General features: G+C 42.1%; 14 protein-coding genes. 7 read left to right on the top strand and 7 right to left on the bottom strand.

Going from position 1 to position 14,514, the window contains the following annotated elements:
- From ACZFYI_RS06710 to mraZ, 5 genes are all read right to left on the bottom strand, one after another.
- Positions 1-864: Mur ligase family protein (locus tag ACZFYI_RS06710; protein WP_462523354.1), on the bottom strand; the 864-nt coding region annotated here is incomplete at its 3' end.
- The gene (locus tag ACZFYI_RS06705) at positions 865-2,976 is read right to left on the bottom strand and encodes a penicillin-binding transpeptidase domain-containing protein (RefSeq protein ID WP_462523353.1); all 2,112 of its coding nucleotides are present in this window, start codon (positions 2,974-2,976) and stop codon (positions 865-867) included.
- Positions 2,976-3,353: an FtsL-like putative cell division protein gene (locus ACZFYI_RS06700; protein WP_462523352.1), complete on the bottom strand. Its 378-nt coding sequence runs from the start codon at positions 3,351-3,353 to the stop codon at positions 2,976-2,978. Before ACZFYI_RS06700 ends, ACZFYI_RS06705 begins: the two co-directional genes overlap by 1 nt.
- Before the next feature lies 1 nt (position 3,354).
- The gene (gene rsmH / locus ACZFYI_RS06695; protein ID WP_462523351.1) at positions 3,355-4,260 is read right to left on the bottom strand and encodes a 16S rRNA (cytosine(1402)-N(4))-methyltransferase RsmH; all 906 of its coding nucleotides are present in this window, start codon (positions 4,258-4,260) and stop codon (positions 3,355-3,357) included.
- Positions 4,261-4,262: 2 nt separating this feature from the next.
- Complete coding sequence (mraZ, locus tag ACZFYI_RS06690; RefSeq protein ID WP_462523350.1) at positions 4,263-4,703, bottom strand: division/cell wall cluster transcriptional repressor MraZ; 441 nt, start codon at positions 4,701-4,703, stop codon at positions 4,263-4,265.
- Positions 4,704-4,937: 234 nt separating this feature from the next.
- Between mraZ and ACZFYI_RS06685 the strand changes: the two genes are divergently transcribed.
- The gene (locus ACZFYI_RS06685) at positions 4,938-5,153 is read left to right on the top strand and encodes a hypothetical protein (protein ID WP_462523349.1); all 216 of its coding nucleotides are present in this window, start codon (positions 4,938-4,940) and stop codon (positions 5,151-5,153) included.
- Entirely contained in the window at positions 5,150-6,379 is a 1,230-nt protein-coding gene (locus ACZFYI_RS06680; RefSeq protein WP_462523348.1) for a peroxiredoxin family protein, read from the top strand. Before ACZFYI_RS06685 ends, ACZFYI_RS06680 begins: the two co-directional genes overlap by 4 nt.
- A gap of 94 nt (positions 6,380-6,473) precedes the next feature.
- Here ACZFYI_RS06680 and ACZFYI_RS06675 read toward each other — a convergent pair whose 3' ends face one another.
- On the bottom strand, positions 6,474-7,448 hold the full coding sequence (locus ACZFYI_RS06675; RefSeq protein ID WP_462523347.1) for a polyprenyl synthetase family protein: 975 nt from the start codon (positions 7,446-7,448) through the stop codon (positions 6,474-6,476).
- Between the two features lie 212 nt (positions 7,449-7,660).
- Between ACZFYI_RS06675 and ACZFYI_RS06670 the strand changes: the two genes are divergently transcribed.
- The 4 genes from ACZFYI_RS06670 to ACZFYI_RS06655 all read left to right on the top strand — a co-directional run bounded on the left by ACZFYI_RS06670 (position 7,661) and on the right by ACZFYI_RS06655 (position 12,552).
- Positions 7,661-9,358, top strand: coding sequence for a 1-acyl-sn-glycerol-3-phosphate acyltransferase (locus ACZFYI_RS06670; RefSeq protein WP_462523346.1), 1,698 nt, complete (start codon positions 7,661-7,663; stop codon positions 9,356-9,358).
- Complete coding sequence (locus tag ACZFYI_RS06665; protein ID WP_462523345.1) at positions 9,336-10,394, top strand: NAD(P)H-dependent glycerol-3-phosphate dehydrogenase; 1,059 nt, start codon at positions 9,336-9,338, stop codon at positions 10,392-10,394. Before ACZFYI_RS06670 ends, ACZFYI_RS06665 begins: the two co-directional genes overlap by 23 nt.
- A 105-nt stretch (positions 10,395-10,499) precedes the next feature.
- Positions 10,500-11,792, top strand: coding sequence for an APC family permease (locus ACZFYI_RS06660; protein ID WP_462523344.1), 1,293 nt, complete (start codon positions 10,500-10,502; stop codon positions 11,790-11,792).
- A gap of 79 nt (positions 11,793-11,871) precedes the next feature.
- The gene (locus tag ACZFYI_RS06655) at positions 11,872-12,552 is read left to right on the top strand and encodes a hypothetical protein (protein WP_462523343.1); all 681 of its coding nucleotides are present in this window, start codon (positions 11,872-11,874) and stop codon (positions 12,550-12,552) included.
- An 86-nt stretch (positions 12,553-12,638) separates the two neighbouring features.
- On the opposite strand, the gene ACZFYI_RS06650 is transcribed toward ACZFYI_RS06655, so the two are convergent.
- Positions 12,639-13,796, bottom strand: a complete 1,158-nt coding sequence (locus ACZFYI_RS06650) for a PQQ-dependent sugar dehydrogenase (protein ID WP_462523342.1) — start codon at positions 13,794-13,796, stop codon at positions 12,639-12,641.
- 138 nt (positions 13,797-13,934) lie between these two features.
- Here ACZFYI_RS06650 and ACZFYI_RS06645 point away from each other — a divergent pair.
- On the top strand, positions 13,935-14,514 hold a 580-nt coding region (locus ACZFYI_RS06645; RefSeq protein WP_462523341.1), incomplete at its 3' end, for a sugar phosphate isomerase/epimerase family protein.

The following is a 14,514-nucleotide window of genomic DNA, read 5'->3' as shown; positions in this document are numbered from 1 at the left end:
GAACCAAACCTGTCGGTTGTCGATCTCCAGTTCTAATCCTTCGAGGGTATTCGATATGATTTTCGCTTTGAAGTCAGCTGGAAATTTCAGACCGAAAGTGTAGCCTTTACCTTTAAAGTTTTGAAGCATGACCATGCCACGCTTGTCATCGGCATTGACCAAAGCAAAGGCATCTTTAGGCAATTCATCAAACAGCTTTTTCTTGGCTTTGATGTATTCGTCAAAAGAACCATGGTAATCCAAATGGTCATGGGTGATGTTGGTAAACAAGGCTCCGGCTAATGTCAGACCTGCTGTCCTTTCTTGCACAATTGCGTGGGAACTCGCTTCCATAAAGCAATGCGTACAGCCGGTATCCACCATTTGGCGGAGAAGTTTCTGAATGCTCAAGGCATCAGGAGTAGTATGTGTGGAAGGGATTGTCAGTTCATTGATTTTGTTTTCCACGGTGGAAAGCAAACCTGTCTGATACCCCATTTCCATAAATAACTGATAGAGAAGCGTGACGGTAGTGGTTTTCCCATTGGTACCTGTTACCGCCACGAGCTTCAACTTTTCAGATGGATTTTCATAATAATTGGATGCCATGATTCCCAATGCTTTGGAGGAATTGACTACCTGTACATAGGTGACATTTCCTTGGAGCTTTTCAGGCATAGTTTCACAAACTATGGCTACGGCTCCTTTTTCTATGGCTGTTTCGATAAATGCATGACCGTCAACCTGTGTGCCTGAAATTGCAACAAATACAGTTCCCTGCAGTACTTTACGGCTATCAAAGACAATATCGCCAACCTCCACTTCCATGTTTCCAATGGTAGAAGTCAGGGAGACTTTGTACAATATGTCTTTCAATACTTTCATTTATCCCAATACTAAATTGATTACATAAGCATTATTTACCGGAGTGCCGGGGTTGATGGATTGGCCTCTTACCCTTCCCTTACCCTGATAGACTACCCGTATTCCTTTGTTTTCCAACACATATAAAGCATCCCTCAAGGACATCCCCGTTACATCAGGCACTGTCGGTGAATCTGTTTTATTTGCCTTCCAGATTACGGCTTTGTTGACAGGGGTAGATTTGACCCATTCCTCTTCAATATCACCTGATACATGGTTGGAGATTCCAAACTTGTTGCAGATCATCTGCAGCTCTTCCATATTGCCGGCCTGAATCAAAGGAAAAGGTCCGGAATTGGAAGTCAGGTAGATTTTCTCCGATTTTTTATCGTTCAATCCAAGATCCTGCGCATAGATTTTATCAGCAATTTCTTTGAATACCGGTGCTGAGACATCTCCTCCATATGCCGCAAAACCTTTCGGACTGTCGATGACCACAATGGCGGAGTATTTAGGATTATCTGCAGGAAAGTAACCTGCAAAAGAAGTGTAGTACTTTTGCGTATAGCGCCCACCGATCAACTTTTGGGCGGTACCTGTTTTGCCTGCTATCTTGTATTCCTCTGTGTAGACATTTTTGGCCGTGCCGTTTTGGACGACTCCTTCAAGCAAAATTTTCAATTGGTCTATAGTCTTGGAGGAGGCAATGCTCCTTCGGACAACTTCGGTTTCGTATTCCTCCTCCACCTGATTTCCCCTTACTACTGCCTGTACAATCATCGGCTTGACCATTTTACCATCGTTTGCTACTGCATTGTATAGCATAAGTGTATGCAAAGGCGTCAATTTGGCTTCATAGCCGATTGACATCCAAGGCAATGTGGTTCCATACCAATTTTTCTCTCCCGGTTTTTTGAAGTAGGGAACACCTTCACCTTTCAATTGAAAATCTATGGGTTTATCTAAACCTGCCTTTTCAATATAAGAGACAAACTTGCTTGGGTTATGGCCAAAATTGTCTTCCACCAGCCTTGAAATGGCGACATTGGAAGATTTCTCAAAAGCTTCTTTGATGGTTATTTTTCCATATCCGCCTTCTTTGGAATCATTCATATTCCTGTCGTAGAATTTGAAAGTCCCTTTGCCGGTATCAATGGTATCTTTAAGGTTGATTTTGCCTTCTTCAAGCAAAGCGAGCATGGAAAGCAACTTGAATGTGGATCCTGGTTCGGTCAATCCTTGGTCCCCGATTGCAAAATTGTAGTTCTCTCCATATCCAAATCCATCCTTATTTTTTTGAAGATTGATCAGGGCTTTGATTTTGCCGGTAGCCACTTCCATCACTATGACACATCCAAATTCGGCATCTTTGTTTGTGAGTTGTCTCAAAAGTGCAGATTCTGCAACGTCCTGGATATTGACATCCAAGGTTGTCAGGATATCATATCCGTCGTCGGGCTTGATGTCTTCCGCATCAAAAACAGGCTTCCATGAACCGCCCGCTATCCTTTGAAAAAGGGCCTTACCATTTTTTCCTTCCAAAAAGTTATTGAAGCTGTATTCTATCCCGGCCCCGTTTTTATCTTCATTGACAAATCCCACTGTCCTGCTTGCCAAATTATTGAAGGGTCTGTATCTCTTTTCAACTTTCTCGAAGATCACGCCTCCGCCGGAGCGTCCATTCCTGAAAATTGGCCATTTGGCCATTTTCTGCATGTCCTGATAACCTATCTGGGTGCGGTTGAGGATGACATAGCGCTTCTTTTCTGAGCGGGCATCTTTGATCATCCTTTTATAAGAAGTTGCGGATTTGTCTTTAAAATGGGCAGACAGAAAAAAGGATAAAGAATCAATTCCTTTTGAAAACACCTCTTCCTTGGCCACCATAGGATCGATGACTACCCTGTAAAAAGGCAGGCTCGTCGCTAACAAGCTTCCGTCCGCGGCATATATATTTCCCCTTGTGGCGCTTACCTGCCTGTATTGGAAATTGAGTGTCTCAGATTTTGCCTGCCATTTTTCACCCTCCATAAACTGCAAATGGACAATCCTGTAGAAGATTGCCCCGGCAAACAAAGCCACCAAAATGAAGGCTATCCTTACACGCAGTACTATGGAACGTTTGATATTCACTAGTCAACAATGATTTTAATCGGTGGTTCTTCTATTTCTACTATGCCCAAAGGCGCAATTTTCTTTGCAACTTCGGATTGTTTGCTGCTCAGCATAAATTCTGCTTCGAGTGTGGTGACATCTGCCCTGACGTCTTCTACTTCCTGCTGCAGTTTTTCAATCTTGCGGATCATGTTGTCAGCCCGGTGGTTGCTCCATATGTAAATCAGCGCCAGAAAAGCTGCAAAGAAGAATGGAGGTGCAAAATGGACAGGGACACCCTCTCCGAGAATACCTGTCACATTGAGCTTTTCCTCAATCATGGTAAAGATGTTTTTACCATTCCCCTTTGGAGAAGCACCTTGCTGGATTTTCTTCTTGAAAGTATTTTGGCTCATCTTATTTCTTTTCAGCTATTCTCAATTTGGCACTGCGTGCCCTGTTGTTTCTTTGTATTTCTTCATCATCTGCGATGAGAGCTTTTCTAAGTACCGGTTCCAAAGGCCTGATCAGGTTGCCATAGAAGTCCTTTTCTACCTCACCCTGGAATTTTCCTTTGATGATAAAGTTCTTGACCAACCTGTCTTCCAATGAATGGTAGCTCATCACCACCAATCTTCCCCCGGGCTTCAATGCCTCCACCGTCTGTTTCAGCATGTCTTCCAAAGCCCCCATCTCATCATTGACTTCAATCCTCAATGCCTGAAATACCTGGGCGAAATATTTGAACTCTTTGCCTCGCGGCGCATATTTCTGGAGCAAAGCCTTGAAATCTGCTGTTGTTTCAAATGGCGCTGCCGCTCTTTGGGAGACGACCGCCTGAGCTAGCGTCTTGGCATTTTTGATTTCACCATAAATGCCGAAAATCTTATGAAGCTTTCCTTCTTCGTAAGTATTCAGGACATCCTTTGCCGAAATGTCCATGCCGCTACTCATCCTCATGTCAAGTTCCCCCTCAAAACGCGTCGAAAAACCCCTTTTAGGTTCGTCGATCTGATGGGAAGAAATCCCCAAATCAGCAAGAATGCCATCTACCTGATTTACCCCGTACAATCGGAGGTATTTTCTGAAATCTCTGAAATTGGCCTGAATGAATGTAAAGCGGTCATCTTTTGGAATATTCGCTTCAGCATCCACATCCTGATCAAATCCATACAAATGCCCTTTTTCAAGATGCTTGAGTATTTCTTTCGAATGTCCGCCGCCACCAAAAGTCAGGTCTATATAAATCCCATTGGGATTAATAGCCAAGCCTTCAATGCAGGGGCCAAGCATCACGGGAATATGATAAGGAAGAGCTGTCATGGTCAGGAAAGGTATTGATCCATCAAGTCTGACAGTTCATCCTGATCTTTTATAGAATTTTGCTCGTATTTTTCAGGATTCCAGATTTCGATAAATGAGCCATAGCCCAAGACAGTGGCATCTTTATCAATGCCTGCCTTTTGGAGAAAAGTTTTGGGGATCAAAAAACGACCTGCGCTATCCAGCTCCACTTCAGTCATGCTTTCAAAAAATCCTCTCTTGATCCTTCTTTGGATGGGATCGCGGTCTGAAAGCGCATTGATCTGATGTAATAGTTTTTTAAACTCTACTTGGGTGTACAACGCAAGACATCCATCGTCTCCATGTCGTAAAATGAGGGCATCACCGTTAGAGTCAGGTATTGCCGCCTTCATTTTGGCAGGCAATGCCAGACGTCCTTTCGGATCCACCTTGCATTCATACAAACCGTTGAACATTCCCATGGGCTTATCTTGGATTTACTACAAAGACAAAAGTAAGAAAAGCAATCACACAATCCACCACTTTCCCCCACTTTTCTCCACTTTTTCTTAAAACTATTTAAAAGTTTGATTTATTACAATAAATCTTAAAAAAAATAGCCCTTTTTTTATTTGGCACTCAATGACTTGAGGTAAATCAGTCAATTAAAAAAACATCAAAAACAATTCAAAAATGAGGTTTTTGATTAAAATGAAATGAAAAATAATCAAGATCAAAAACACTTTTCCCATGTTGGGAGAAAAGTGGGGGAATTTCCCAAAGGCTTTGGTAATTCAGGAGAAATTTCACGAAACAAAAGTCAATTATTACGAAATGAACCTTTTGGTAAAAAAAAATCTTTACCACACAAAACCAGTAGGTTAATAGATTTTGATTTTATTTGCAACGCAAAACACCACAACTCACAATGAAGCTCCTTTCTGTTTTTACCCTTTCGATTTCGGCTCTGTTTCTCTTTTCATGTGGAAACAAAAAAACTGAAGATCCGAATCTCAAAGGTATATGGCATGCTGAACTCGATCTTGGGGGAGACCTCCTTCCCTTTGAAATAGGATTTATTCAAAACGGTGAAAAATGGACAATGGAAGCCTACCACGGGGAAGAGGTTTTGACTTTTGATGAGGTGATTGTCACAGGCGATTCCATCAAGGTTACAATGGGTACTTTTGATTCAGAGATTCGGGCAAAAATCATGGACAACGGGCTCATAGAAGGTGTATTTACAAAAAACTATGCTGTTGATTATTTTGTCCCTTTCAATGCCGAAAAGACTGAAAAATCCAGGTTTGAAGTGACCGAAAAACCCACTGCTGATTTTTCAGGAAAGTGGAAAACTGAATTTGTGGAAGAGGATGGAGATGTCTATCCCGCAGTTGGAATCTTTACCCAAAAGAGAGATAAAATCACCGGGACTTTCCTTACCAAACTGGGGGATTATCGGTACCTAGAAGGCAATGTTTCGGGCAATTCTTTTTACCTCAGTACTTTCGATGGGAATCATTTATTCCTGTTTTTGGGTGAGCTCCGGGAAGACGGTTCTGTCAGTGGCAGATTCCGCAGCGGTCCCAAAGTGAAGGAGGCTTTCAAAGCTGTCCGTGATGAGAGTTTTGAGCTTCCTGATGCCTATTCCCTCAACTACCTGAAAGAAGGTTACGATACTTTTTCATTCAAATTCCCTGACATCAATGGCAAATCAGTATCAATTGAGGATGAGCAGTTTAGAAACAAAGTGGTTTTGGTTCAGATTTTTGGAACATGGTGCCCAAACTGTGTGGATGAGACAAAATTTTTGGCACCTTGGTATGATAAAAACAAAAACCGTGGTATTGAAATCATAGGCTTGGCATTCGAAAACAAGCCTGAATTTGAGTATGCAAGCGGAAGGGTAAAAAAGACCATTGACAAGCTGAATGCAAATTATACATTCCTGATCGCCGGAGTCAGTGACAAGGAGAAAGCCTCAGAAGCTTTGCCCGCGCTAAATGAGGTTTTGGCGTTTCCGACTTTGATTTATATTGACAAAAAAGGAAAAGTCAGAAAGATCCATACTGGATTTACCGGACCCGGAACGGGAGATTATTATGACAGGTGGGTGGCAGAACACGAAGCGCTTGTGAGAGAGTTGGTGGAGGAATAGTTTGCAGTCTCGGTAGGCAGTCTGTAGTCGCAGTCGTGATGATCAGTTTGCAGTCGCATAGGTCATTGATCATGTCGTAATCTTCAAGATCAATTTATTTTTTACGTTCTATCGTGTAGCGTACCAAACCTTCTAGGGATCTTTTGTATTCAGAATCCGGAAAATCTGCTAAAAGTTGAAGCGCCTCTTCGAAATACCTGTTCATGGCTTCATTGGCATAGGCCAAGCCTCCGGATTTCTTTACAAATGCAATGACTTCGTTGACAGATTTCTTGTCCTCATTTTTATTGCGGACTAGGTAGATGATTTTCCTTTTGTCCAGCCAAGATGCATTATTGAGTGCATAGATAAGGGGAAGTGTCATCTTTTTTTCTTTGATGTCAATGCCCAAAGGTTTGCCGATCTCATCTTCTCCGTAGTCAAATAGGTCGTCTTTGATCTGGAAAGCCATTCCGATTTTTTCACCAAAAGTCCGCATCTTATCGATCAATTCAGTATCTGCCCCTGAAGTAGAGGCTCCGACTGCACAACAGGAAGCTATCAGACTGGCCGTTTTTTGACGGATTATAGTGTAATAGACCTCTTCAGTAATGTCGAGTTTCCGGGATTTGGCCATTTGAAGGAGTTCACCTTCAGACATTTCCCTCACGGCATTAGAGACGATTTTGAGCAAGTCAAAATCACCGTTGTCCACACTGAGTAAAAGTCCCCTAGAGAGTAAGTAATCACCCACAAGGACAGCGATCTTGTTTTTCCAGAGTGCATTGATCGAAAAAAATCCGCGGCGGTAATTGGAATCATCCACGACGTCGTCATGCACTAGCGTCGCAGTATGTAATAATTCAATCAAAGCGGCTCCTCTATAGGTGGATTCAGAAATTCCCCCACACATACCTGCCGTCAGAAAAACAAACATAGGTCGCATCTGCTTGCCCTTACGTCTGACGATATAATTGGTAATGTGATCGAGAAGTTTGACTTTACTTTTCATAAAGTCACGGAATTTGATTTCAAATTCCTCCATCTCGATGGCTATAGGTGCTTGAATCTGTTTGAGGTCAGGCTTCATAAAACAATAATGCTGCAATAATACAATGGATTCTTAGCAGCACAAAACCCATTATGAAATATTACCTAACAAACTCCCGGAAGTTAAAAACGTTTTCTTTAACCTTATCTTTTTCTTTATCCCTACTAAAACGGATTGCAAACCCTATAGTCTGCGTGTATCAACGTGGTGATTTTTGTTATCTTTGCTGTTAATCTTAAAAAGAAAATCACTTGGCTGATTCCTATATCAAACACAAATACGAACCAATCCTCCCCAAAAAGGATGAGTGGCCGGTGGTCAAACTCAGCAAAAACAGGAAGGATTTTATCAGGAAAGTGGCTGATGCCAGCAAGAAATCCGTCCTTGAAATCACTTCCGAAAACATGGATTTGCTCAGAGAGGAGTTGGAAACAACCCTCTACCGTGAAAAGCTGAGGATGAAGCAAAATCCTTGGGCCGTAGACCCGGATGATGAGAAGGAATTTTGGGGAAAGGTAAAGCACAGCCTTGTCCAACTCAGTGCTGAAGGCAGCCTGACCAAGACCCAAAAGAAGAAAAAATACCTTGAAATCCTCGATGACATTACCATGAGGTATTCAGAGGAAATTGCAAGTAACTTTATCCACACCCATTACAAAGTCACCCGAAGGATAGTCACTTTTGGGTTTTCAAGATTGCTTAATGCCGCAAGAGTAAAGGGATTCAAGTCTATATTCAGCAACCAATTTAGTCTTCAGGACAAAATCCAGATCGTAGGCGAGACAGATCAGATCCGTGAACTTGCCTCAAAGGGAACGATCGTGATGGTCCCTACCCATTTTTCCAACCTCGACAGCATTTTGATAGGTTGGATCATTTCCGTTTTGGGATTGCCTCCATTCATCTATGGAGCAGGCCTTAACCTGTTCAATATCAGCATCTTTGCTTATTTTATGAATGCTCTCGGTGCTTACAAAGTGGACAGGAGAAAGAAAAACCTTATCTACCTAGAAACATTGAAGACCTATTCTTCAGAAGCTCTGCAGTTTGGGGTTCACAGTCTTTTCTTTCCGGGGGGTACAAGGTCCCGAAGCGGGATGATAGAGAAAAAACTCAAACTCGGTTTACTGAGTACGGCTGTCGAAGCCCAAAGGTCAAATTTCGAAAGGGGCGTAAATGATGTCAGCGGAAAGATTTTCATCGTCCCTGTGACGATCAATTACCACTTTGTTCTCGAAGCGCCAAGTCTGATTCAGGAACACCTTGCCATGACAGGACAAGAGCGCTATTATAAAGAATCAGACGAGTTTTCCACTTCCTATAAAATCTCCAAATTTCTTGTCAAATTCTTTACCAAAGGTTCAGATATCTCAGTGTCAATTGGGAAAGCTTTGGATGTATTGGGTAATTACGTAGACAATGATGGTAACAGCGTTGACCGAAACGGAAGGAAAATCGATACCAAAGATTATTTCCTTTACAATGGAAAAGTAACTGTAGATGCACAAAGGGAAGAAGAATATACCTACCATTTGGGAAAGCGGATAGTAGAGGAATTTCATAAAATCAACCGCGTTTTCAGTTCACATTTGGTGGCATTTACTGCTTTTCAGATGATCAAGAGGGAAAATAAGAAAATGGATCTGTATAATCTCTTAAGACTTCCTGAAGAGGATGTGGTGCTTATTTACCAAGAATTTAAAGAAGAATGTCAAAAAGTACTGGACAAAATCCTTGAACTCGAAGCAGCGTCAAAAGTACAGATTGCTCCCCACATGAAAACGGATATTGACAGCATTATTGATCATGGATTGGCCAATGTCGGCATGTACCATGCCAAGAGACCTTTGGTCAAAAACAGCATGGGCAACATAGAAACCCAGGATTTGAGCCTTTTATATTATTACCATAACAGACTTGACGGATATGGCCTCGAAAAACTCTTCTAAAGAAAAATCGGTCGGAGTCGTAGGCATGGGCAGCTTTGGAACTGCCATTGCCAATATACTTGCTGAGAAAAGCAAAGTAATTGCCTTTGTCAGAAGGTCTGAAGTGGTGGATGAAATCAACCAAAATCATACCGTGGACGGGGCAGAACTCAACCCGGAAATCTTTGCAACCCAGGATGCAGAGTACTTGTGCAAATCATGCAATACTATTTTTTTTATGGTTCCTTCTTCGGCCTTTCAGGAAGTGATCCGCTCTTTTTCGCCTTTTTTATATCCTTACCATCTGATCATCCATGGCACCAAAGGTCTGTGCCTGAACTTGCCCAAGGGGAAGTCAATCGAGGAAATGGAAAAAATCAACAGAGAAAATATCCTGACCATGAGCGAGGTCATCATGAAGGAAACTGTTGTCGTCCGGGTGGGATGCCTTGCAGGACCAAATCTAGCTAGAGAACTTTATCTCGGTCAGCCTGGGGCTACGGTTGTAGCGAGCAAATACAATGAAGTAATTTTGGAAGGACAGCGTTTGCTCCGGACAGATAAATTTCAGGTTTATGGCAATTCCGATATTGTTGGGGTTGAGCTAAGTGGCGTCTTGAAAAACATTATTGCCATTGCGGCCGGGGCCTTGGCAGGATTGGGATTGGGAGAAAATGCCAAAGGACTGCTGATCTCAAGAGGAATGGTTGAGCTTGTCTACCTGGGAAATGCCTTGGGAGGAAGTTTGAAATCATTTATCGGACTGGCCGGAATAGGCGATCTTGTCACTACCTGTAATTCTACTTTGTCAAGAAACTATACTGTCGGATACAGATTGGCTAAAGGAGAAAAACTCGACGATATCCTGAATTCGATGGAAGAAGTAGCAGAAGGTGTCAACACCATCAAACTCATGAAAGCCTTTGTAGAAGGTACAGGGATGAGAGCCCCCATAACAGAAAATCTATATAAGGTGCTCTTTGAAGACCTCAAGATTGAAGAGGCCTTGCAATACCTGATGAAATACCCATTTAGCGTAGATGTTGATTTTTTGTAGAATTTGGTTATTGTTTAAATGGTTATTTGATTAATTGTTTATTTGCTTATTTGTGGTGCTGGATCAGGAGGGAATTAGGAATGTAAACAATCAAAAAATATAAATTTGGCAAATTCACCCAATACACTCAAACGCGGAATACAAAGATGGGACTTGGTTTTCTTGATCATCAACTCAGTGATCGGAGCCGGGATATTTGCGCTGCCAGCCAAAGTTTTTGCTTTATCCGGAACCTATTCCATTTTGGCATTTGTGGCCTGTGCTTTGGTAATGGCCGTTTTGATATTGGTATTTGCAGAAGTCAGTTCCCGTTTTGAACAGACAGGAGGTCCATACCTTTATGTACATACAGCCTTCGGACCAATTCCCGCATTTATAATTGGTTGGCTGCTGATGCTGACGAGGCTGTTCAGCTACGCTACACTGATCAATCTGATGGTGCTATACCTTTCATTTTTCTCCGACACATTCAACCAACCCGAGGTAAGAGTCACCATTATAATCTTCATCACGTCGTTGATCACTTATTTCAATTGGATTGGAGTAAAAAATACTGCCAAAGTCAGTAATGTCCTGACAGTTGCAAAACTCTTTCCTTTGGCCGTGTTTATCATTGTGGGTCTATTTTATATTGATTTTGATCTGATGAAAGGTCAGCCTGTCCCCACTTTGCAGGATTTTTCAGCCTCTACTTTATTATTGGTATTTGCATTCGGAGGTTTTGAGGCCGGCTTGGTCAATAGCGGTGAGATCGTCAATCCCCGCAAAAACCTACCTTTTGGATTATTGACCGCCGCAGCAGTCATTGCCGGTTTTTATATCCTCATTCAGATAGTTTCCATAGGAACACTTCCTGATTTGGCCACTTCCGAGAAGCCACTTGCAGATGCTGCCACCGTATTTATGGGATGGTATGGGGGCCTTTTTATTACAGTCGGAGCTGTGATTTCCATTTTGGGAACGCTGAACGTGCAGATATTGAGCGGATCAAGACTCCCTTTTGCACTTAGTGTAGAAAACCAACTTCCAAAGTTTTTTGGAAAAATCCATCCACGATTTGCTACTCCTTATGTTTCCATTCTATTCTTCTCTGCCTTGGTTGCCTTTGTAGCCATTGTATGGGGATTTATGAGCTCATTGGCAGTATCTGTAATTTCCAGGTTGATATTGTATGCTTTGGTATGTGCATCATTGATCAAACTCCGAAAAACCAATCCCGAGGGAGATTTCTTCAAAATCCCATATGGCAATTACCTTGCTTTGGCCGGGATAGGCGCTACACTTTGGTTACTGTCAGGAACCAAATCAGAGGAAATTTGGGATACATTTCTTTGGACCTCCTTGGGTTTATTGATATTTGGAATTCACTCCTTTTCTAAAAAATTTTCAAAAAAATAAGGAATTATCCATACTAATACTGCTTGATTTAATTCTAGTTTTAAGATATTTGTTTTTAAACCATAAATAATCACTGATTATGAAAAAACTCTACACAACTCTTTTTTTACTCTCATTTGTAGTTTTTGCATCATTTGCGCAAACAAAAACGGTAACAAAAGAAAGCAAACCCTATTTCACCTCAGGGGGTGAGTGGATTTTCTCTACAGGAACCCTTGAAAACAACAATAATGTCATGCGATTTTCACCTGTAATCAACCTCCAAAATCTTTTGAATTTTGATCAAAGCGAGACCTTTGGCTGGTTCACAGGGGTAAACATCCGGAACGTTGGATTTATCTTTGACGAATCTACATCGGTCAGGAAAAAAGTAAGGAATTACAATCTGGGTATTCCTTTGGGTATCAAATTGGGTCACATGAATGACCGGTTTTTCTTTGCAGGTTATGAACTTGAGATTGCTATGAATTACCGCGAGCGGACTTTTGTAGACGAGAAGAGGACAGAAAGATTCAGCGTATGGTTTAGCGACCGTGTCAATACTGTGCAGCACGCCTTATTTATCGGCTATACCCTTCCTAAAGGGACAAGCATCAAAGCGAAATATTACCTGACTTCTTTCTTCAACCAGAATTTTACTGCGTCTGATGGCAATGGCGGTACATTCCAACCATATGCAGGTTTGGATGCCAACATCTTCTACGTTTCTCTGAATTTTGCTTTGTTCAAAAAATGGGAGTTGGTGGATTTTGAGGATTGATATTTTCTCTCTGCGTACAAAAAAAAGCCCTGTAAGGATTAATTCTGACAGGGCTTTTTCGGTTTTATACAGGATGAATTTGATTTCTATCTCTGTGGAATCAGCTTGACCATAAGGCCTGTAGCTTCCGTCACTGCATAAATATAGCCATCAGGACTTTCAGATACCTGCCTTACACGTCCGATATCTTTCAACAATGTCTCTTGACCAACATATTTGGTTCCATCCAATTCAACCCTGGCAATCTGCATCCCTGCAAGCCCTCCTACCAATATGTTTCCTTTCCACTCAGGATACCTGTCTGAAGTCACGATGGCAATACCGCAGGTTGCAATAGACGGCACCCAATAGGTAACCGGCTGCTCCATGCCCTCTTTCTCGGTCAATTCAGTCAGAATGGTCCCGTCATAATCGATCCCGTAAGTGATCACCGGCCAACCGTAGTTTTTGCCTTTTTCGATCAGGTTCAATTCATCGCCTCCTTTTGGTCCATGTTCTACCGCCCAAATGCGGTTGTTGGCTTTGTCATAAATCATGCCTTGTGGGTTTCTGTTGCCATAAGTCCAAATCGAAGGAGAAGCACCCGGAGTATTGACAAATGGATTGTCTTCCGGAATCCTGCCATCATCATAGATCCTGTGGATTTTGCCATGGTCATTGTCCAATTCCTGCGCATTTGCAGGTCTGGAACCTTTGTCTCCATTGGAGAAAAACAGGTATCCGTCATTGTCAAATATGATCCTTGAGCCAAAGTGTCTTCCGCCTTCCCATTCCGGTCCGCAGACAAAGACCTCTTCCAATCCTTCGAGGGCATTGCCGTTCAGCTTGGCCCTGGCGATTACCAATACCTCACCTTTGTCTTGCTTCTTGGCATAAGACATATAAATCCAACCGTTTTCTGCATATTTTGGGTGAACGGCGATATCCAATAGACCCGCCTGATTAACGTCACTAATCGCAGGAACGCCTGTCAATTTCTCACCGGTGAATTTGTCATCTTTGAAAACCAGGATTTCACCTTTCTTTTCAGTCACCAACATTCTTCCATCAGGAAGCCATGTCATGCCCCAGGGATTTTCAAATTCAGTGAAAAGAGTATCCACTTGAAAAGTCAGCTTTTCCGATACAACCGCATAGGGACTTGGCTCAACTTTTTCTTCAAGTTGTGTATTATTGGAACAGGAAGAAAAACCTAAAATAAGGCTTCCTCCCAAAACAAAAGATAAGTTCTTCAGTGTTTTCATTTTTTGGTAAATAGATTTTTCCAAAATTAAGCAATTAAACAGGAAAATGTTTTTCCGATTTGATAAACGGCCTCCATTGAAGGGATTTGGGTTTTCAAAACCAAATCCGGGTATTTATATTTAAAAAAACAATAAGAAATGAGCAATCAGATTTGGATCATGACTTCGGCATTTGACCAATTGGATTTGGATCAAACTATCGCCAAAGCAAAGGAAATCGGTGTACAGGGATTGGATGTATGCGTTTTCAGAAAAGACGGGACAAGGGATGATTTTGTGGCAACCCACATGGATTATGAAAACTTTGATTCCGATGCTGCCGCAAAAATGATCGACAAGTTCAATGCTGCAAAGCTTCGGCTTTCCATTGGGGCATTTGAAAACCTGATCGGTGGAGACCCGCTTCACAAAGTCAAAAACCAAAATCACCTACTGAAACTCATCCGAATGGCTTACCTGATGGGCGGAGATGAGAATGATGTCAAGGTAGGCACGTTTGTGGGATACAACCATGATTTGGGCATTCAGGAAAACGGTTTCGAGAAAAATCTGGAAGAATACCAAAAGATTTTCACTCCTATCATCCGATATGCCGAAGACCTTGGCGTGACGGTTTTGTATGAAAACTGCCCGATGGAAGGTTGGCGCTCGTCGGGATACTCCACGACATACAATAACCTGCCTGGAGTCTTGGCTGCTAGGAAAATCATGTACGACC

Source organism: Aquiflexum sp., assembly GCF_977115555.1.
The sequence above is the reverse complement of the archived record's forward strand: the minus strand, read 5'-3'. Positions and strand labels throughout refer to the sequence as shown.